The sequence below is a fragment of the Streptomyces sp. NPDC002513 genome (assembly GCF_053595355.1).
Genome location: NZ_JBSFXK010000095.1, coordinates 1 through 18,169 on the forward strand (window position 1 = coordinate 1; position 18,169 = coordinate 18,169).

Below are 18,169 nucleotides of genomic sequence, written 5' to 3' on the forward strand. Positions count from 1 at the left end.
TACGAGCACAAGGTGTTCGTCCAGGGTGCGGTCTGGAACATCGACTCCTTCGACCAGTGGGGCGTCGAACTCGGCAAGGTCCTCGCCAAGCGCGTCGAACCGGCCCTGACCGAGTGCGCCGAGGTGCCCGGCCTCGACCCCTCCACCGCCGCCCTCGTGGCCGCTTACCGCACGCTCAGGAAGAAGTGAACTGATATGCAGATCGGACTCATCGGCCTCGGCAAGATGGGCGGCAACATGCGCGAGCGGATCCGCCGCGCGGGCCACACCGTCATCGGCTACGACCACAACCCGGACCTCTCCGACGTCAAGCACCTCCCCGAACTGGTCGAGAAGCTCGAAGGGCCGCGCGTGCTCTGGGTGATGGTTCCGGCCGGCGCCCCCACCCAGTCCGTCATCGACGAGCTCAAGGACCTGCTGTCGCCCGGTGACATCGTGGTCGACGGCGGCAACTCCCGCTGGACCGACGACGAGAAGCACGCCGCCGAGCTGGGCATCAAGGGCATCGGCTTCGTCGACGCGGGCGTCTCCGGCGGTGTCTGGGGCCTGGAGAACGGCTACGCGCTGATGGTCGGCGGCGACAAGGAGCACGTCGACCGCCTCCAGCCGATCTTCGAGGCGCTCAAGCCCGAAGGCCCGTACGGGTACGTCCACGCCGGCCGGGTCGGCGCCGGGCACTTCTCCAAGATGGTCCACAACGGCATCGAGTACGCGATGATGCAGGCCTACGCCGAGGGCTGGGAGCTGCTGGAGAAGATCAAGTCGGTGGAGAACGTCCGCGAGGTCTTCCGCTCCTGGCAGGAGGGCACGGTCATCCGCTCCTGGCTGCTGGACCTCGCGGTCAACGCCCTCGACGAGGACGAGCACCTGGACAAGCTGCGCGGCTACGCCGAGGACTCCGGCGAGGGCCGCTGGACCGTGGAGGCGGCCATCGACAACGCGGTGCCGCTGCCGGCCATCACGGCGTCGCTGTTCGCGCGGTTCAGCTCGCGGCAGGACGACCCGCCGCAGATGAAGATGATCGCGGCGCTGCGCAACCAGTTCGGCGGCCACGCGGTCGAGTCGGCGAAGGAGTAACAAGCCGTGGGCGACCTCCTGCTGGTCCGCCACGGCGAAACCGAGTGGAGCATATCGGGACAGCACACCAGCTGGACCGACCTGCCGCTCACGCAGCGGGGCGAGGAACAGGCCAAGTCCCTCGCCCCGTTGCTCGCCGGACGCACCTTCGCTCTCACCCTCACCAGCCCGCTCGGCCGGGCGGTACGCACGGCGGAACTCGCCGGGCTGCTGGACGCCGTACCCGACGCCGATCTGCACGAGTGGGACTACGGCGCCTACGAGGGCATCACCACGGCCGAGATACACCGCACCCGGCCCGAGTGGTGCCTGTGGACCGACGGGGTTCCGCCCGGCCCGGACGGGCATCCGGGCGAGTCGCCCGCCGAGGTGGCGGCACGCGCCGACCGGGTACTGGCCCGTATCGCGCCCGCCCTCGCGAAGGGCGACGTGATCCTCGTGGCCCATGGTCACTTCCTGCGTGTCCTGGCCGCCCGGCGCCTCGGCCTCACCGCCGCCGAAGGGCGGTTGCTGCGGCTGGAGACGGGGACGGTCAGCCGGCTCTCCACCGAGCACGACTGGCCCGTGATCGCGGAATGGAACACACGCGGAACTTCTGCGGCGTCCCATCAGTTTCCTTCTACGTTGCTGTAGAAACGAGAGGCACGGCCCGTCCACCGGGACGGGCCGGCCTCGATGACGTAGGGAGTTCTCCATGGCCCTGTGGGACCGCATCAGGGAATCCGCTTCGACGATGCAGACCCAGCTCGTGGCGAAGAAGAACGATCTCAAGAGCGGCGCGTTCCGCGACGCGAGCATGGCCATGTGCGCGCTCGTGGCCGCGGCGGACGGCACCGTGGACCCCTCGGAGCGCCAGCGCGTCGCCCAGCTCATCGCCACGAACGAGGTGTTGCAGAACTTCCCGGCCGACGACCTGCGCCGCCGCTTCGAGGACAATCTGAACAAGCTGGCCGCCGACTTCGACTTCGGCAAGGTCAGCGTTCTGCAGGAGGTCGGCAAGGCGAAGAAGAAGCCCGCCGAGGCCCGCGCCGTGATCCAGATCTGCATCGTCATCGGAGGTGCCGACGGGAACTTCGACAAGGACGAGCAGGCAGTGGTACGGGAGGCGTGCTTCGCGCTCGACCTCCCGCCGCACGAGTTCGACCTCTAGGCCATGCTCGTGCCGGACACCCCCGGGTGATCCGGTCACGGAGCCAGGTGCCCTGCCCGGCGTCGTACGCCCGACGAGAACGGGCAGGCACCGCCCGGACCACCGAGGCCCGGGCCACACCGTGACGCGGCGCTCGCCGCCTGCGCCCACGGTGGGGCCCGGGCCTCGGTCCGCTCCGGGAACGCACGGGCGGGGGCTTCCGCTCGGCCGGGACCCGGTGGTCGCGGACCGGCGCGAGCACTTCGGCGGGATGCTCGGCGAGCCGCGCGTTCCTTGGTGAAGTGATCCGTATCGCAGCGGCCCGGGGACGGGCCCGGGTCCGTGCGGAGCCGTGACATGTTGGAGCCGGAAGCCCGGGACGGCACCGGGACGGACCGGAGGGAACGATGGGACAGCTGCGTCAAGAGGTGGAGCCGGACGAGGTCGGCCTCGACCCGAAGGCGCTGGCCCGCCTCGACCGGCACTTCGCGCACCAGGTCGACGGCGGGAAGCTGCCCGGCTTCCTCGTGGCCCTCTCCCGGAACGGCCGCACGGCGCACCTCACCCGGTACGGGCATCGCGATGTGCGGGAAGGGCTCCCGGTCGGGACCGACACGCTGTGGCGGATGTACTCGATGACCAAGCCGGTCACCTCGGTCGCCGCGCTGATCCTCATGGAGGAGGGGCGTTTCGGGCTCGACACCCCCGTGGCGGACTTCCTGCCGGCCTTCGCCGAGCCGCGGGTCTACGTCGACGGCTCCGGCCCGGACGTCCGGACCCGCCCGGCCGAACGGCCCCTCCTGGTCCGCCATCTGCTCACCCACACGGCGGGGCTCACGTTCGGCTTCTATCACACACATCCCGTCGACGCCCTGTACCGGGAGGCCGGCATCGACTCGTCCGTGGTGCCCGGCACGGACCTCGCCCGGACCTGTGAGGCCTACGCCCGACTGCCCCTGCAGTTCGAGCCCGGCACCCAGTGGAACTACTCGGTGGCGACCAATGTGCTCGGCCGACTCGTGGAGGTGGCGTCGGGCCAGGACCTGGCCGGCTTCCTCACCGAGCGGATCTTCGCCCCGCTGGGCATGGAGGACGCGGGCCTGTGGGTCACCGAGGAACAGGCGCCGCGGCTCGCGGAACTGTACGGCGAGACGGAGGACGGCGGTATCACCCCGGTGCCGGGCCTGCCCGTGCACGGCCGGCCGAGGCTGCTCTCCGGCAGTGGCGGCATGGTCGCGTCGGCGTACGACTACCACCGCTTCATGGAGTTCCTCCGCCGCCGCGGCGAACTGGACGGCACCCGTCTGCTGAGCGCCGGCACGGTCGCCGCGATGACGTCCAACCACCTCCCCGGCGGCGCCGACCTGCACTCCTACGGCAGTCCGGTGCACCGCGAGCCCGGCAAGGCGGGCCTCGGGTTCGGGCTCGGCGTCTCCGTCGTCACGGACCCCGCGGTCACCCGGTCGCCCACGGTCCGGGGCACGTTCGGCTGGAGCGGGGTGGCCACCACGACGTTCTGGGTCGACCCGGAGCACGATCTGACGGTGCAGTTCCTGACCCAGCTGCGCCCGACGGGCTCGCACACGGTCTACCCGGAGCTGAAGCGGCTCGTGCACGAGGCGTTGACGGGCTGACCGCCCTCGGCGGCCGGAGGCTCGCACGCGGGCCAGACCGCCCGTGCCCGGCGCCGGGCGCGGGTGCGGGGCGGCAACCCGGCCGCCCCGCACCCGGCTCTCACGTCCCGCCTCTCACGCCCCGGTGCTCAGGCGGAACTCCAGCCCCTCCCCGGCCAGTTCCGCGAGCCACTCCTCGGACCGCGGGGCCGTCTCGGCCGCCCGGCTGAGCCCCGCGGGCAGGTCGCCGGCCAGGACATGGCGGACGCCCAGGGCCAGCGGGCGGGAGACACAGCGGGCCATCGCGCTCTCCTCCTTGGTGCCCTGAAGGTCCAGCAGGTAGCGGCCCGACCATGGCTCGCCCGAACCGGCCCGTACGTCGAGGGAGACGGCGAGGACCACCCGGTCGCGGTCCTCGTCCGTCGTGGGATACGCGGCTGCGAGTTCGGTGGCCAGCGCCGCGATGCGCGCGTCGTCGCCCGTCTTCAGCTCTTCGAACACCCGGTCCCAGGCGCGCAGCCAGCCGTCGAGGCGCAGGGTGCCGCGGACGAAGGTCACCGGCTTCCATGCAGGCGGCAGACCGTACTGGGCGACGAAGGGCACGCTGTCGCGGTTCGGGTAGGCCTCGAAGGTCTCGCCGTCGATGACCTGGGGGCGGGTCGCCTCCCAGGGCCGGGCCGCCGTGGCCTCAGCGCCGTTCTCGAGGTAACGCGCCGGTGAGCGCAGCGCGTTGAGGACGCCGAGGGGCGCCCAGCTGAAGCGGTACCGGAAGTCGTTGGCGACCGCCGGGATGCCGCCGCAGTACGAGGTGAGGCTCACCTCCGCGGGCGTATCGGCGCCGATCTCCTCCTGGGCGCGGGCGATCAGGCTGTGCGCGAAGAGATGGTCGATGCCGGGGTCCAGGCCCGCCTCGGTCAGCACCACGAGCCCGGCCGCGGCAGCCGCAGGCACCAGTTCGAGGACCGCGTCGGAGACATAGCTGGAGCAGGCGAAGTGAGCCCGCCGCTTGACGCAGGCGCCGAGCAGAGCCGCGTGTTCGGGCGCCGGGAGCATGGAGACCACCACATCGCCCGGCACCAGCTCCGCCGCCAGCGCGGTCAGGGTGAACGCACGCGGTTCGGCACGTCCCGCCAGCCCCAGTCCGGCCAGGGCCCGCGCGGCGCGCTCCTCGGTCCGGTGCCACAGCCGGACCCGTGCCGCGCTGTCGCAGACCGCCGCGAGTCCGCTGCCCGTGGACAGACCCGCGCCGATCCAGTGGACCGTACCGCTCGCCGGGACCGGCGTCTGCACAGACTCAGACATCGCTCGACTCCCCTTCCCCGGACCGGAGTTCCCGGACCGCCGCATCGAACCGTTCCCGGCAGCGCCCCCAGACGCCGCCCACCTCGAAGTCCAGCAGCAGCGGTGTCAGCGCCGCCGAGAAGTCCGTGCCGGCCTCCAGCGGCAGCAGCGACGGCAGGTTGTCGATGGCGATGAGGTCGAGGGCGGGCTCCTCGCGCAGCCTCCGGACCGGGTGGTCCCAGTCGGTCGGGGTGTCGTAGACGGGCAGGAGGTTCAGCGGCGACCCCACGTCGGCCGTCACGTCGCACACGGTGCGCAGCCGCCGGTCCGGGTCGTCGAGGTCCTTGTCCGTCAGGAACGGGGGCACCGGGCTCGTGGTGAGCACGGTGTTGACCATCAGCTCGTGGTCCAGCAGGGCCGGGCGGTCCAGATCCCGGGTCTCGGCCAGATCCCAGCACGTCGGCTCGACCCCGGCCACGCCCAGCGCGACTCGCGCACCGCGCCCGCTGCGGCCCAGCGCGCCGATCACCAGGGCCCGCGCCGGGCCCGCGACCGCGCGCAGCCGCTCGTCCAGTTCCTCCTTCGAGGTGGGCCGCAGCGGGGCGGTCAGCCGGTCGCGGTGGTGCAGCAGCGCGAGGGCGGCGCCCACGTAACCGGCCCAGAAGCCGAACGCGACGAGCCGGCGCCCGGTGTCGTCCACCAGGTACTCCAGGTCGAGCAGGGTTCCGCCGCCCGCGAGGAAGCGGCGCAGCAGGGCCGCGGCCCCGGGCTGCCCCTTGTAGGCATGCCCGAAAAAGATATGTCGATGCGTCAGGTTCGCTGGCTGGTCCGGCAGTTCTTTCAGGCCGAGGATCACCGCGTCGCGGGGTGCCGTCACCCAGGAGCCGGGTGCGGCGAGGCGGCAGCCCGCCGCCTCGTACTCCCCGGCCGAAAAGACTCGCTGCGGTGAGTCCTCGACCGTGACGGTCACTCCGCCCTCGACGAGCCGTCGGGCGTCGGACGGCACGAGGGGCGTGCGTCGTTCGGTGGTACGGGTCTCGTGGCGGAGCCACAGATGGAGCGCGGTCATGCGCGGTTGACCTCCGGGCGCGGGGCGTCGGCAGCGAAGCGTTCGACGCTCAGGGGGCTGACGTCGACGAAGCGTACGCGGCCCAGGCGGAGATCCCCTCAGGACCTCGCCGACAGCCGGACCCGGGAGGAAGTCGTGGTCGCAGAAGCCGGTGGCGTACCGAAGCGGAGGGTGAACTCGCTTTGCTGATCGGCGCGTTGCGGTCGGGCGTGATCTCGCTGCCTGCCGTGCTGCCGTGGGTGCGGGCCGGCCGTTGCGGGTGCCTGCCGTGCCGCCGTGGGGGCGGGCGCGGCGGCCGGCGTCGGTGGCCGCCGCGCACCCGCTCACGAGGAGTGCACCACCGCGTCGAGGTGCGGCAGGTAATGGTCGAGCCGTTCCCGTTTGGTGCGCAGATACGTGATGTTGTTCTCGCACGGGGGTATCAGCAGCGACACCTGCTCGTCGATCGTGATGCCGTGCCTGAGGAGCGCGTCCCGTTTGCGCGGGTTGTTGGAGAGCAGCCGCACGGACCGGACGCCGAGGTCGTGCAGGATCTCCGCCGCGACCCGGTAGTCGCGCGCGTCCACCGGCAGACCGAGCGCGAGGTTCGCCTCCACCGTGTCCAGGCCCTCCGCCTGGAGCTTCATCGCGCGCAGCTTGCCGAGCAGGCCGATGCCGCGGCCCTCGTGGCCGCGCAGGTAGACGAGGATGCCGCGCCCCGCGGCCACGATCTCCCGCAGCGCGGTGGAGAGTTGGGGCCCGCACTCGCAGTGCGTGGACCCGAAGGCGTCACCCGTCAGGCACTCGGAATGAAGGCGGACGAGCATGCCTTCTTCCTCGATGTCGCCGTACACCAGGGCGACTTGTTCGTCACCGCGGTCATGGTCGAGGTAGCCGATGGCCTGGAAGTCACCGTACTTGGTGGGCAGGGGGGCATTCACGACCCGAGTGACCCCCAAGGAGGGACCGTTCACCGCTCGGGGGACTTCCGAGAGGTGGTCATCGCCGCCGGGCACCCCATCGATGTCTGTCATGATCTGTTCCTATCTGTAAGCGCAGGCGGTATGAGACGAAAGGCCGTGGAACCATGAGCGGTTCGGGAATTTCGGATACTTCTGGGACGCGGCCGGCGGATGACGCGGTTGCCCCCGGGCACGCTGTGGGACGCGGCGCGGATGTGCTGCCCTCGGACACCTCGCAGGACGTGCGGGCCCGGGCGGAGGGCCAGAACCGTCAGGTCGCCGTCCTTCCCGTGGGCAGCTTCGAACAGCACGGTCCCTGCCTGCCGCTGGCGACCGACACGCTGGTGGCCTGCGCGATCGCCCGCGAGGTCGCCGCCGCGTATCCGGTTCACCTCCTTCCTCCGGTGACGATCTCCTGCTCGCACGAGCACGCGGACCGGCCGGGAACGGTGAGCATTTCCTCGGTCACGCTCCACGCGGTGGTACGGGACATCGCCGCATCGCTGCGCCGCTCGGGCGTCGAGGCCCTGGTACTGGTCAACGGCCACGGCGGGAATTACGTCCTCGGCAATGTCGTCCAGGAATCCGCGGGCAGCGGTGTCCGGATGGCGCTTTTCCCGGCCCCGGAGGACTGGGAGGAGGCCCGGGAGCGGGCCGGTGTGCAGACCTCGCTGCTCAGCGACATGCATGCCGGGGAAATCGAGACCTCCATTCTTCTGCACTGCCGTCCCGAATTGGTCAGGCCCGGTTACGAGACCACGGATTTCATCGCCGACGACCGCAGGCACCTCCTCACCCTCGGAATGTCGGCCTATACCGAATCCGGTGTCATCGGGCGTCCTTCGCTGGCTTCCGCGGAGAAGGGGAAGCACCTGCTCGCGGCGCTCGCCGACTCCTTCGCGCCGTACTTCTCCCTGGTCGCCTCAACGGATCCCGCCGTCGACGGCCTGCCCGGGGCCACGGCTCCCGAGGGCCCGCAGCGGATATGACGCCGCGTCAGCGGCGCGGGCCGCGGCCCGGGCGGTGAGCGCGGGTAGGGGACGTACGGCACGGGGGCCCGGAGCGCGTGGGGGGAACGCTCCGGGCCCGGTACGGAGGGTCCCTTCGACGCCTCGGAAGGCTCCTTCGCCGCCTCCGCACGCTTCTTCGCCCCCTCGAAAGGCTTCTTCGCCGTCTCCGCACGCTTCTTCGGCGCCTCGGAGGAGCCCGACGCGTCGGCAGACGCGACCGGTTCGGCCCGCTCGGCGGCCCCGGCCGAGGCGGTCTCCTCGGCGCGCACCGGTCCCTCGCCCTCGGTGCGGACCCGCTGGCCTCCCCCGGCCGGCTCCGCGTCCGTCGTCGCGCGCGGGCCGCGCAGTCCCGCGGACCACCGGGCGAGGAGTACGACGATCCCGGGCAGGCTCGCGACGAAGCTGAGGACGCCGTACACCACCGCGACAGCCAGCCCCGTGTCCGCGCCGAGGCCCGCCGCGCCGAACGCCCAGGCGGTGACGCCCTCGCGGGGTCCCCAGCCGCCGACGTTCAACGGCAGCCCCATGGCGATGAGGGCGAGCAGGGCCAGGGGCAGCAGCGTGGCCGGGGACGCGTGGGACCCGGCGGCCCGCGCGGCCACCAGGAACATCAGCAGATGCCCGGCGAGCACCACGACGGACGAGAGCAGCACGGCGGGCCGGCTCCCCCGGGCCAGCAGGGCCCTGCGCGCCTCGGCGAGCGTGGCCCTGAGCGCGTGGGACCGGCGCGAGGGCCGGGACTCCCGGCCCATCAGCAACGCCGCCACGACGGCGAGCACGCCGAGGGCGGCGAGCGCCGGCAGCCCGGCGAACCGGCGGGCCTGCCCGAGCACCGGCGAGGGAAACGTGAGCAGGACGGGCACGCCGACCGCCACGAGGGCCACCTGACCGGCGGTGCGCTCCAGGACCACGGCGCGCACGCCGCGTCCGACGTCGCCGGCGCTCTGCCCGTGCCGCACTGCGCGGTGCACGTCGCCGAACACACCGCCGGGGAGCGCCGCGTTGAGGAACAGGGCGCGGTAGTAGTCGGCGACGGCGGCGCCGAACGGCAGCCGGAGGTCCAGGGCGTGGGCGACACGGCACCAGCGCCAGGCGCTGAACACGGTGGTCAGCACGCCGATCCCGAGGCCCGCGAGCAGGGTCGGGGCGTCGATCCGCCGCAGTCCGTCGAGGAACACGCCGGTGCCGAGCCGCCACAGGAGCACACCGAGGATGGCGGCACCGGCGACCGTGCCGAGGTGCGTGCGCAGGGCGCGCGGGACAAGGCGGCGACGGGCCGACGGCGCCTCGTCCGGGACCGGGCCGTTGCCCGGCCCGGCGGGCGTGGTGCTCGGGGGCAGGACCGCGGTGGCCGAGGCCCCGCGGCTCCCCTCCCCCGCGTGCCCCGGGGCGAGAGTCCGCGCCGTCATTCCGTCCCTCCCGTCGGTCGCGGCAGGACCAGGACATCGCTGTGGTGCACCACCACGTCCAGCCGGCCCGCCGCACCGTCGGCCAGACGGTCCCGCAGATACGTCTCTGCACGGGCCGCGAGTTCCGGCCGCTGCTCCACGGCCGCACCGACCCAGCCGCGCAGCCATTCCCCGGTCAGTTCCGCCTGCTCGGCGCCGAGCCGCCAGGGGCTCGCATGGACGCGTACGCTCGCGCCCAGCCGCCCGAAGATCTCGCGGGCCGCGGGGACCGCGTCGGGGCCGAGGAGGCCACCTCGGCGCTGGTGGGCGTTGAAGGCGTCGGCGATCTCCCGGTCCAGGGGGTGCGGGGGCGTGAGTTCCACGCGTCCGGCGACGGACAGGGTGAACAGTGCCGGGCAGCCGGCGCCGACGCAGGCCGCGGCGAGCGTCTCCATCTCGTCGGCGGTGAGGACGTCCAGCAGCGCGGAGGCGGTCACCAGCGAGGCGCCCGCCAGGGCGTCCGGGGTGAGCCGGCCGATGTCGCCGCGCTGGGTGGTGACGGTGACCGGGCTGCCGTCGGCGGCGGTCTTGGGGGCGCCCACCGTGGCGAAGTGCAGCAGATACGGGTCCCGGTCGTGCAGGATCCAGTGCTGGGCGCCGTCGAGGAGCGGGGCGAGCCAGCGGCCCATCGACCCCGTGCCGCAGCCCAGGTCGTGCACCACCAGATCGTGCACCACCGGATCGGTGGCGCGCCCGGGCCGGTGGGCGAGCCGGGTCCGCAGCGGGCCGAGCAGTTCGTGCGCCCGGGCCGCCGCGTCCGCCGGTTCACGCAGGTGCAGCCACTGCGGGGCGTACCGGGGGACGTCGGGCTCTGCACCGCCGGGCGGGGCAAGGGCGGAGCGGTCCGCAGGCCCGGCGGTCTCCGCGGGCGCAGGGTGCGCCTGGGGTCCGGGGGGAGTCGTCCGCGTACTCATGCCGCCCTCCGGGGCTCGGGGCGCAGCCTGGCCAGGACGCCCGCCACACTGCGGGCCGTGGTCGCCCATCCGTCCAGCGCGGCCCGACGACCGCGCGCGGCGGCCTTCAGCCGGCGCCGTACGTCCACTTCGCCGAACCAGCCGCGCAGCTCCGCGGCCAGCGCGGCGGGGTCCTCCGGCGGTACGAGGATGCCGGGCACCCCGCCGTCGGGCGCGCGTCCGATCGCCTCCGGCAGCCCGCCGACGTCGGTGGCGAGGACCGGGATGCCGCGGGCGAGTGCCTCGGTGACGGCCATGCCGTACGTCTCCGCGTACGAGGTCAGGACCATGAGGTCGGCGGCGGCGTAGCTGGCGTCCAGTGCGGCGCCGGACTGCGGCCCGGCCAGGTGCAGCCGGTCGCCGAGGCCGTGGGCGTCGATGAGGGCGCGCAGTCGGGCGACGTACTCGGGGTCGTGGCCGAGCCCGCCGACGCAATGGCAGCTCCACGGCAGGTCCTTGACGGTGGCGAGGGCCTCGACGAGCCGGTGCTGGCCCTTGCGCGGGGTGACCGCGGCGACGCACAGCAGCCGTGAGACGCCGTCGGTGCCGGGGGCCGGCGGGGCGATGTCGGCTCCGGGCGCGGCGGCGTGGACGCGGTCGGGGGCGAGTCCGTGGTGGGAGACGAGCCGGCGCACGGCCCAGTCGCTGGTGGCGACGACGGCGGGCACGGCCCGCAGGGTGGCGCGCTCCTTGGCGTCGAGTTCGGCCGCTGTCCGCGGGTCGAGGCCCGTCTCGTCCCCGAGCGGCAGATGCACGAGGACGGCGAGGCACAGGCGTTCGGCCTCGGGGGTGACGATCTCGGGGACGCCGCAGGCGACCAGGCCGTCCAGGAGGACGACCGTGCCGTCGGGCAGTTCCCGCAGCGTACGGGCGAGTTCCGCGCGGGCGGACGCCCCGGGCCGGGGCCAGGAGCCGTCCACTGCGTGCCGCCGGACCTGCCAGCCGAAGCCGGGCAGGTCCAGGCAGATGCGGCGGTCGTAGGCGTTGCCGCCGCTGGGGGCTGACGGGTCGTCGACACCGCCCGGCATGACGAAGTGCACGGTGCGCAGGGACATGGGGACGATGTCGGCGTTCTTCAGGGCCGTGTTCTGCACGGGCACGTAGTTCAGCCGGGTCTGGGGCATACGGCCACGGGGGTCCGGGGGCGCGTGGCCGATGGTCGTGTCCGTCACAGGGCACGCTCGTAACTCGCCCAGGCGATGTGCGACTCGTGGAGCGTGACGGTGAGGCCGGCGATGTCCCGGGCGCTCTCGCCCAGCGCCCCCTTGTGGATCCGCTCGGCGAGGCGGTCGGCGATCACCTTGGCGAGGAACTCCGTCGAGGTGTTGGTGTGCGCGAAGTCGGGCTCGTTGTCGAGGTTGCGGTAGTTGAGCTCGCTCACCACGGCGCCCAGCTCCTGTGTGGCCAGTCCGATGTCGACGACGATGTTGTCGTCGTCCAGCTCGGCGCGGCGGAAGGTGGCGTCCACGAGGAACGTCGCCCCGTGCAGGCGTTGTGCGGGCCCGAAGACCTCGCCGCGGAAGCTGTGGGCGATCATCAGGTGGTCACGGACGGTGATGCTGAACAACGGACGACCCTCCAGGTGCGGTACGTCTGGTCCCCTGCCGGGGCATGTCGTGTAGTACGGCCGGCCACGGCGCGTTGTTCAGCCGCCCGTTCGCCTTGTGGCCGAGGTGTTCCGCGCGTTCCCCGGGAGTTCGGACAACTCGGGCGGCGGAACCGGGACTCATGCGGCGGCGTACCGGATGCGGTGGCACAGCCCCTTGAGGTCGCCGCTCGCGAGGCGGGGCAGCACGTCGGGGAGGTCGTCGAAGGCGGATTCGCCGGTGATGAGCGCGTCGAAGGCGGGGTCGGCGAGCAGGTGGAGGGCGAGGGCCATCCGGTCGGCGTAGGTACGTCCGGACCGGGCGCGCGGCGAGACGGTGCCGACCTGGCTGCTGCGCAGGGTGAGACGGCGCGAGTGGAACGCCTCGCCGAGCGGCAGGGTGACGCGCCGGTCGCCGTACCAGCTCAGTTCGACGACGGTGCCCTCCGGGGCGAGCAGTTCCAGGGACCGTACGAGCCCCTGTTCGCTCGCGCTGGCGTGGACGACGAGGTCGCAGGCGTCGAGGGCGTCCTCGGGGAGGGCGAAGTCCACGCCGAGCGCGCGGGCGGTCTCGGCGCGGGCGGGGTCGGCGTCCACGAGCTGGACGCGCACACCGGGATGGCGCGCGAGGAGGGCGGCGACGGAGCAGCCGACCATGCCGCCGCCGACCACGGCGATCCGGTCCCCGATGAGGGGACCCGCGTCCCAGACCGCGTTGACGGCGGTCTCCACGGTGCCGGCCAGGACGGCGCGGTGGGCGGGCACGGTGTCCGGGACGACGGTGACGGCCGAGGCCGGGACCACATACCGGCTCTGGTGCGGATACAGGCAGAAGACGGTGCGTCCGACCAGGTCCGCGGGTCCGTGCTCCACGTGCCCGACGCTCAGATAGCCGTACTTCACGGGGGCCGGGAAGTCGCCCTCCTGGAACGGGGCACGCATGGCGGCCTGCTGGCTCTCCGGCACGCCGCCGCGGAGGACGAGGGTCTCGGTGCCACGGCTGACACCCGAGTACAGCGCGCGCACGAGCACATCGCCGGCGCCGGGCTCCGGAAGCTCTGCCCGGCGCACCTCCCCGTGCCCCGGCGAGCGCAGCCAGAAAGCCCGAGCTGTGAGGTCCATGTGCGTCCTCCTGAACGATCGGCCGACTCTTCACGTACCGCACCTACGAGGAGTCGCGCACAAGGTACGCGGCGAAGATCGAGTCTGTCACTTGGCCGGAGGGTGAGCGGTGGCCCTGAACCACATGTACGAGGCGAGGCTCTTGCAGCAGGAGACGACCGTGGGAGCGGGCGTGCAGGTGCTGCTGCTGACCTTGTTGGGCACGGCGATCGGGATGGGGCCGGCCGGCTGGCTGACCGGCCTGGCGTTCGCACTCGCCACCTGGGCCGTGCTCACCCGCGCCGTACTCCGCTCCCGGCTGCGTTCCTTCGGTCCGGCCAACCGGGTCACGCTGGGCCGGGCCACCCTGGTGGGCGGCGTCACGGCGCTGGTGGCGGACTCGTTCGAGAGCTCGCCGCCGGTGACGGTGCTCGTGACTCTGACCGCGGTGGCGCTGATCCTGGACGGCGTGGACGGCAAGGTGGCCCGCCGCACGGGCACGTCGACCGCGCTGGGCGCGCGCTTCGACATGGAGGTCGACGCGTTCCTGATCCTGGTGCTGAGCGTCCATGTGTCGATGTCGCTGGGCCCGTGGGTGCTGCTGATCGGCGGGATGCGGTACGTGTTCGTGGCGGCGGCCCGGGTGCTGCCGTGGCTGAACGGCGGGCTGCCGCCGAGCATGGCACGCAAGACGGTGGCGGCCTTCCAGGGCGTCGCGCTGCTGGTGGCCGGCTCCGGGTATCTGTCCGACGCCGCGACGGCGGGGATCGTCGCGTGCGCGCTGGTGTCCCTGGTGTGGTCGTTCGGACGGGATGTGCGGTGGCTGTGGAGCGTACGGGACCGGGGCGAGGACCTGGTGGGGGCGGCGGCCGACGACACCGTGCTGCGGCCGGTCCCGGAGCTGGTGGCGGGCGGCTGAGCCGACGCGGGGCCGTGCGTGGGCCGACGCCCGGTGCGGCGCCTGATGCCGGGCGTGCCCGGCCGCGCGCGAGGGGATGCGGAATGCGCCTGATGCACCCTCACGCCCCCGTTGCGGAAGTTCGCCCGAAGTGCGCGTGCGGGCAGTGATGCGGACGTAGTCACCGAGCCGTTCACGAGAGGAACGACCGTCATGAACCGACGCCTGGCCCGTCCCGCCGCACTCGCCGCCTCCGCCGTCCTGCTGGCCGGCGGGCTGCTCGCGGCCACCGCGCCCTCCGTCACCGCCTCGCCCGCGAAGTACACCCAGGCGGCCGCCGCTCAGCAGTTGCGGCAGGCGGGCGTCCGCTGGACCTCGTCGGGCGGGTGCAGCGACCGGAACAACTCCCGGTGCACGTCCTTCGAGCAGATCAACAGGGCCACCGTCTCCGGCGTGATCGCCTTCAAGCGGGCGAGCGGATGCGCGGTGACCCTGACCGGCGGCACGGAGAGGGGGCACGCCTCCGGCACCTACAGCCACAGGAACGGGTACAAGGTCGACATCAAGGTGACGTCGTGTGTGGACACCTATGTCACCACCAAGCTCCGCTACGTCGGTCAGCGGCCCGGCGACCGCGCGCGGCAGTACAAGTCGCCCGCGGGCAATGTCTACGCCCGTGAGGGCTCGCACTGGGACGTGACCTACCTCAACGGCAACCGCTGACCGGGGCGGTGGTGGGACAGACCGCCGTCGCCCCACCACCGCCGGCCCAGCTATGGCGTCGGCCTGCCGAGGTCGAGCCGTCCGATCCGGGCCACGTTCTCCCGGTCGTCCGCGTCCCCGCTCGCCTGGGCCGCGAACCAGGCGTCGAGGATCTCCTTGAGCAGCGGCTCGGACGTCAGCCGCAAGCTGAGCGCCAGCACATTGGCGTCGTTCCAGCGGCGCGCGCCGTCGGCCGTGTACGCGTCCGTGCACAGCGCCGCCCGTACCCCCGGCACCTTGTTCGCCGCGATCGACGCCCCGGTGCCGGTCCAGCAGCACACGACGGCCTGGTCCGCCGTCCCGTCGGCGACCTCACGCGCCGCCGCCTCCGAGCACGACGCCCACTGGGCGTCGTCGCCGGGCTTCAAGGCACCGTGGACCAGCACCTCGTGACCGCGACCGCGCAACTCCCCGATCAGACCGCGGGCCACGGGTTCGTCCATGTCCGAGGAAACGGAGATCCGCATACTGCGGAGACTACCCCGCTCGGCGGCGACGGTCCGGCGCTCCTGCCGGCCGCTCAGGCGGCCGTCATCTCGCGCACCCGGGGCACGACTTCGGTGCCGAACAGCTCGATGCAGGTCGTCAGGGACGCGTGCGACAGGCCGTTCATCCCGTACTTCAGGTCGAAGCGGGACGCGCCCAGGGTGCGGAGCGTGGCGGCGATCTTCCGCGCCACGGTTTCGGGCGATCCGACGTACGGGGCCCCGTCCGGGCCGGCATCGTGTCGGAACTGCTCGAAGGCGGGCGGCCGGAATCCCCGTTGTGCGGCGACCTTTACTGCGGCAGCAGCGGAGTCAGGTCTGCACCCGCCGGGCGAAGCGGCGCAGGGCGAGGTGGCCCAGAGCGGCGGTGCCGAGGGTGAGAGCGGTGAGTTGAAGTGCTCTCCTGGCTGAGGCCGGGAGATTCCTGCTTACCTTGCGGCAGCGGGCTTGACGCGCTTCGCGCGCCTGACGACTGCCCTCCCGGCAGCCGGGATGAGCGCGAGGCCCGTCCGGTACAGGTGCAGGACGTTGCGGGCTGCGTTGTGGTCGGCGTTGCCCGACCAGCCGCAGTCCGGGTTCCTGCACACGAACACGGCCTGGGATTCCCGACTGCCGGGCGTGGTGAAGCCGCACGCTGAGCAGCGCCTGGAGGTGCCGGGGGCGGGGACCTTGACCAGGGTGCCGCCGAGCCGGGCGGTCTTGTACGTCAGCATGGTGACCGTGCGGCCCCATGCCTCCTCGCTGATGGAGCGGTTCAGCCCGGACTTCCGGGCGACGTTCTTCCCTGGCTCTTCGACCGTTCCTTTGGCGGACTTGAGCATGTTCGTGATGGTGAGTGCTTCGACCACGACGGTGCCGTAGGTGCGGGCGATGTCGGTGGTCGCCTGGTGCTGCCAGTCCAGGGCCCGGCGCTTGGCTTTCGCGCGCAGTCCTGCGATCTGGTCGTAGGTGTGGTGCAGTCTGCGGCTGGTGCGCTCGCCGGGTCTGCGGTGCCGCTTGCGCTGCGCGGCGCGTTGCTCCAGGCGCAGGAGCCTGGCTTTCTCCTTGCCGGTCAGCCATTCGCCGTGCTCGTACGTTTCGCCGTCGGAGAGGGCGATGGGCACGGTGACGCCCACGTCGATGCCGATGTCCGGCCCCTGGTGGGGTGCGGGCCCGGCTTCCAGGGCCTGGACGCGGAAGGCGATGTGCCAGCCGAGCGTGTCCTTGGTCAGTCGTGCCCCGGTGATCCGGTTCTCCGCGTCTGCGTGCCTGCCCACGGGCAGGTCCTTGGTCCATCGGAAGCGGACCCGGCCCACCTTGGGAATGTCGACCATGCCCCACCGGCGGTGCACGCGGGTGATGTTCAGGTCCCGGCCCTGCGGGATGTCCACGGACATCACCGTGCGCAGGCGGTCCTTGAAGTTCGGGGCGTCGGCGCGGCCGTCCCAGCAGTTCTTCCACGCCTGGAAGTACGTCTTGAGCACCGCTTGCGCGGCCTGGGCGGGCAGGACAGCCAGGAAGCCGATGTCCCGGCGGGCCTGACGGATCGCGGCGTCCGCGTTCGCGAGTGTCCGCTTCTCCTTCGGCATCATCTGCCACCACGCGTGCAGCAGGTTCCACATCGTGCGCGCGGCGTGCGCCTGGCCGTCTGTCGTCAACACCTCGCAAGGTGACAGTGCAAGCCGGGCCCGGTGCCCGAACTGCCGCTTGACCAGGGCGTTGTGACTCACAACCGAAAACTTAGCATTGGTTTATGTCACCGCGCTGGAACCCTCATCCCGATGTCAGAACCGGTCGCCATGTTGTCCACAACCTGCACGTTCACTTGGTTTCTATCACTAAGTACTGGCGGAACGCGTTCACCAACGCCATGCGCTTCGGCTGGTGAGTCCCATGTGCCTACCCAGCGGTCGAAGCGGGCGAGAGCCGTGATCCGATCCTGAATCGTGCTCCATGACATCCCGCCTCCAGCGTGGTCCCGAGGCAGAACTTGGCAGCTTCCCGTAGCCAGGAGATGGCCATGTGTTCCGGCTTGCATCGCTCAGATGCCCTGGGTTCCCGGTCGCGGATCGGAACTCGTGGATCGCACCGGGGATGCCAGGTGTTCAAGGACCACCAGGGTCCCTGATCAAGACGGGCGATCAGGGCAAGCCTCGTGACGTTGAAGATTCCGCGGCGGCGGGTGCCCTCCTGCACGGGCAGCTTGCCGTGCCGATCCTCGAACCATGTGGCGTGCATCTTCTTGTATGCCGCTGCACCACTCCGACTTCCAAGACCAGTCAAGGTTGCATCACGCCGTTCAAGGGGGTCCGCCGTGCCGATACCTTGCGATGGCAGATCCGCCAGCCATCACGAGCGCGGACGGCAACGTCGTCATAGGAGACGGAACCGCAGGAGCCGTCGGCCTTGACGCCCAGGCCCTTGGACCGAACCCGTACCTGGCCGTCTGCCGACTCGGTGATGACGATGTTGGTGACGTGATGCCCAACGGGGTTGGCGGACCCCAGGGCCAGAGCCGCTTCCCGGATGGCTACAACTCCGACGAGACGGCCTTGGCCGAAGTCGGTCAGGTCGTAGACGACATCCGCAGTGAACAGTTCCTCCAACCGCTCAAGGCTTCCATCGTCGACAAGGTGGCCATGCAACGAGACCAGTTCGGAGATCGCCAGGCGGTCTTCGAGAGCGAGCGCCACGCATATGTCCTCTCCAGCCCGACAGCCCGAGCCGTACCGTTGGTCAACATCCAACGTCGCTTCCGTAGTGTGATCTTGGTCGGGTAGGGTTCTGATCTTGTGGCGAGTGGGCACATAGCTGGTGAGACATACCCCGAGCGGACAC

General features: G+C 71.9%; 18 protein-coding genes and 4 pseudogenes. 9 read left to right on the forward strand and 13 right to left on the reverse strand.

The window, feature by feature from the left end:
* From ACWD5Q_RS33560 to ACWD5Q_RS33580, 5 genes and pseudogenes are all read left to right on the forward strand, one after another.
* Positions 1–189 (forward strand): annotated as a pseudogene (locus tag ACWD5Q_RS33560) (glucose-6-phosphate isomerase); the annotation flags it as partial.
* A 6-nt stretch (positions 190–195) separates the two neighbouring features.
* A complete protein-coding gene (gene gnd, locus ACWD5Q_RS33565) occupies positions 196–1,077 on the forward strand; it encodes a phosphogluconate dehydrogenase (NAD(+)-dependent, decarboxylating) (protein WP_451430861.1) in 882 nt (293 codons plus the stop codon).
* 6 nt (positions 1,078–1,083) lie between these two features.
* Complete coding sequence (locus tag ACWD5Q_RS33570; RefSeq protein WP_451430862.1) at positions 1,084–1,710, forward strand: histidine phosphatase family protein; 627 nt, start codon at positions 1,084–1,086, stop codon at positions 1,708–1,710.
* 61 nt (positions 1,711–1,771) lie between these two features.
* Positions 1,772–2,227: a tellurite resistance TerB family protein gene (locus tag ACWD5Q_RS33575; protein ID WP_451430863.1), complete on the forward strand. Its 456-nt coding sequence runs from the start codon at positions 1,772–1,774 to the stop codon at positions 2,225–2,227.
* A 386-nt stretch (positions 2,228–2,613) separates the two neighbouring features.
* The gene (locus tag ACWD5Q_RS33580) at positions 2,614–3,840 is read left to right on the forward strand and encodes a serine hydrolase domain-containing protein (protein WP_451430864.1); all 1,227 of its coding nucleotides are present in this window, start codon (positions 2,614–2,616) and stop codon (positions 3,838–3,840) included.
* Between the two features lie 114 nt (positions 3,841–3,954).
* Here ACWD5Q_RS33580 and ACWD5Q_RS33585 read toward each other — a convergent pair whose 3' ends face one another.
* From ACWD5Q_RS33585 to ribA, 4 genes and pseudogenes are all read right to left on the reverse strand, one after another.
* Complete coding sequence (locus ACWD5Q_RS33585; protein ID WP_451430865.1) at positions 3,955–5,121, reverse strand: saccharopine dehydrogenase family protein; 1,167 nt, start codon at positions 5,119–5,121, stop codon at positions 3,955–3,957.
* The gene (locus ACWD5Q_RS33590; protein ID WP_451430866.1) at positions 5,114–6,169 is read right to left on the reverse strand and encodes a saccharopine dehydrogenase; all 1,056 of its coding nucleotides are present in this window, start codon (positions 6,167–6,169) and stop codon (positions 5,114–5,116) included. The genes ACWD5Q_RS33585 and ACWD5Q_RS33590 overlap by 8 nt, the downstream gene beginning before the upstream one ends.
* A pseudogene (locus ACWD5Q_RS33595) lies at positions 6,166–6,413 on the reverse strand (sarcosine oxidase subunit beta); the annotation flags it as partial. The gene ACWD5Q_RS33590 and the pseudogene ACWD5Q_RS33595, both read right to left, overlap by 4 nt.
* Before the next feature lie 79 nt (positions 6,414–6,492).
* Complete coding sequence (ribA, locus tag ACWD5Q_RS33600; protein WP_451430867.1) at positions 6,493–7,182, reverse strand: GTP cyclohydrolase II; 690 nt, start codon at positions 7,180–7,182, stop codon at positions 6,493–6,495.
* A 125-nt stretch (positions 7,183–7,307) separates the two neighbouring features.
* Here ribA and ACWD5Q_RS33605 point away from each other — a divergent pair, with 125 nt between their 5' ends.
* Positions 7,308–8,099: a creatininase family protein gene (locus ACWD5Q_RS33605; RefSeq protein ID WP_451430868.1), complete on the forward strand. Its 792-nt coding sequence runs from the start codon at positions 7,308–7,310 to the stop codon at positions 8,097–8,099.
* 167 nt (positions 8,100–8,266) lie between these two features.
* Here ACWD5Q_RS33605 and ACWD5Q_RS33610 read toward each other — a convergent pair.
* The 5 genes and pseudogenes from ACWD5Q_RS33610 to ACWD5Q_RS33630 form a co-directional block, all read right to left on the reverse strand.
* Positions 8,267–9,529, reverse strand: a pseudogene (locus tag ACWD5Q_RS33610) (lysylphosphatidylglycerol synthase transmembrane domain-containing protein); the annotation flags it as partial.
* A complete protein-coding gene (locus ACWD5Q_RS33615; protein WP_451430869.1) occupies positions 9,526–10,482 on the reverse strand; it encodes a class I SAM-dependent methyltransferase in 957 nt (318 codons plus the stop codon). The pseudogene ACWD5Q_RS33610 and the gene ACWD5Q_RS33615, both read right to left, overlap by 4 nt.
* On the reverse strand, positions 10,479–11,693 hold the full coding sequence (locus ACWD5Q_RS33620) for a glycosyltransferase family 4 protein (protein ID WP_451430870.1): 1,215 nt from the start codon (positions 11,691–11,693) through the stop codon (positions 10,479–10,481). The genes ACWD5Q_RS33615 and ACWD5Q_RS33620 overlap by 4 nt, the downstream gene beginning before the upstream one ends.
* Positions 11,690–12,088, reverse strand: coding sequence for a 6-pyruvoyl trahydropterin synthase family protein (locus ACWD5Q_RS33625; protein WP_451430871.1), 399 nt, complete (start codon positions 12,086–12,088; stop codon positions 11,690–11,692). The genes ACWD5Q_RS33620 and ACWD5Q_RS33625 overlap by 4 nt, the downstream gene beginning before the upstream one ends.
* A gap of 159 nt (positions 12,089–12,247) precedes the next feature.
* On the reverse strand, positions 12,248–13,228 hold the full coding sequence (locus tag ACWD5Q_RS33630) for a zinc-dependent alcohol dehydrogenase (RefSeq protein WP_451430872.1): 981 nt from the start codon (positions 13,226–13,228) through the stop codon (positions 12,248–12,250).
* A gap of 109 nt (positions 13,229–13,337) precedes the next feature.
* Between ACWD5Q_RS33630 and ACWD5Q_RS33635 the strand changes: the two genes are divergently transcribed.
* The gene (locus ACWD5Q_RS33635; protein ID WP_451430873.1) at positions 13,338–14,126 is read left to right on the forward strand and encodes a CDP-alcohol phosphatidyltransferase family protein; all 789 of its coding nucleotides are present in this window, start codon (positions 13,338–13,340) and stop codon (positions 14,124–14,126) included.
* Between the two features lie 192 nt (positions 14,127–14,318).
* Positions 14,319–14,828: a hypothetical protein gene (locus ACWD5Q_RS33640; protein WP_451430874.1), complete on the forward strand. Its 510-nt coding sequence runs from the start codon at positions 14,319–14,321 to the stop codon at positions 14,826–14,828.
* A gap of 50 nt (positions 14,829–14,878) precedes the next feature.
* On the opposite strand, the gene ACWD5Q_RS33645 is transcribed toward ACWD5Q_RS33640, so the two are convergent.
* From ACWD5Q_RS33645 to ACWD5Q_RS33655, 3 genes are all read right to left on the reverse strand, one after another.
* A complete protein-coding gene (locus ACWD5Q_RS33645) occupies positions 14,879–15,334 on the reverse strand; it encodes an RpiB/LacA/LacB family sugar-phosphate isomerase (RefSeq protein ID WP_451430875.1) in 456 nt (151 codons plus the stop codon).
* 53 nt (positions 15,335–15,387) lie between these two features.
* Positions 15,388–15,546, reverse strand: a complete 159-nt coding sequence (locus ACWD5Q_RS33650; protein WP_451430876.1) for a hypothetical protein — start codon at positions 15,544–15,546, stop codon at positions 15,388–15,390.
* 234 nt (positions 15,547–15,780) lie between these two features.
* The gene (locus ACWD5Q_RS33655) at positions 15,781–16,992 is read right to left on the reverse strand and encodes an RNA-guided endonuclease InsQ/TnpB family protein (protein ID WP_451430877.1); all 1,212 of its coding nucleotides are present in this window, start codon (positions 16,990–16,992) and stop codon (positions 15,781–15,783) included.
* A 92-nt stretch (positions 16,993–17,084) separates the two neighbouring features.
* Here ACWD5Q_RS33655 and ACWD5Q_RS33660 point away from each other — a divergent pair.
* Positions 17,085–17,204 (forward strand): annotated as a pseudogene (locus ACWD5Q_RS33660) (IS200/IS605 family transposase); the annotation flags it as partial.
* Positions 17,205–17,610: 406 nt separating this feature from the next.
* Here ACWD5Q_RS33660 and ACWD5Q_RS33665 read toward each other — a convergent pair.
* Complete coding sequence (locus ACWD5Q_RS33665) at positions 17,611–18,024, reverse strand: nuclear transport factor 2 family protein (RefSeq protein WP_451430878.1); 414 nt, start codon at positions 18,022–18,024, stop codon at positions 17,611–17,613.
* Between the last annotated feature and the right edge of the window lie 145 nt (positions 18,025–18,169).

What these genes read in the sequence shown, in the direction of transcription:
- gnd (WP_451430861.1), top strand. Translation starts at nt 196, where the DNA reads ATGCAGATCGGACTCATCGGCCTCGGCAAGATGGGCGGCAACATGCGC.
- ACWD5Q_RS33575 (WP_451430863.1), top strand. Translation starts at nt 1,772, where the DNA reads ATGGCCCTGTGGGACCGCATCAGGGAATCCGCTTCGACGATGCAGACC.
- ACWD5Q_RS33580 (WP_451430864.1), top strand. Translation starts at nt 2,614, where the DNA reads ATGGGACAGCTGCGTCAAGAGGTGGAGCCGGACGAGGTCGGCCTCGAC.
- ACWD5Q_RS33585 (WP_451430865.1), bottom strand. Translation starts at nt 5,121, where the DNA reads ATGTCTGAGTCTGTGCAGACGCCGGTCCCGGCGAGCGGTACGGTCCAC.
- ACWD5Q_RS33590 (WP_451430866.1), bottom strand. Translation starts at nt 6,169, where the DNA reads ATGACCGCGCTCCATCTGTGGCTCCGCCACGAGACCCGTACCACCGAA.
- ribA (WP_451430867.1), bottom strand. Translation starts at nt 7,182, where the DNA reads ATGACAGACATCGATGGGGTGCCCGGCGGCGATGACCACCTCTCGGAA.
- ACWD5Q_RS33615 (WP_451430869.1), bottom strand. Translation starts at nt 10,482, where the DNA reads ATGAGTACGCGGACGACTCCCCCCGGACCCCAGGCGCACCCTGCGCCC.
- ACWD5Q_RS33630 (WP_451430872.1), bottom strand. Translation starts at nt 13,228, where the DNA reads ATGGACCTCACAGCTCGGGCTTTCTGGCTGCGCTCGCCGGGGCACGGG.
- ACWD5Q_RS33640 (WP_451430874.1), top strand. Translation starts at nt 14,319, where the DNA reads ATGAACCGACGCCTGGCCCGTCCCGCCGCACTCGCCGCCTCCGCCGTC.
- ACWD5Q_RS33645 (WP_451430875.1), bottom strand. Translation starts at nt 15,334, where the DNA reads ATGCGGATCTCCGTTTCCTCGGACATGGACGAACCCGTGGCCCGCGGT.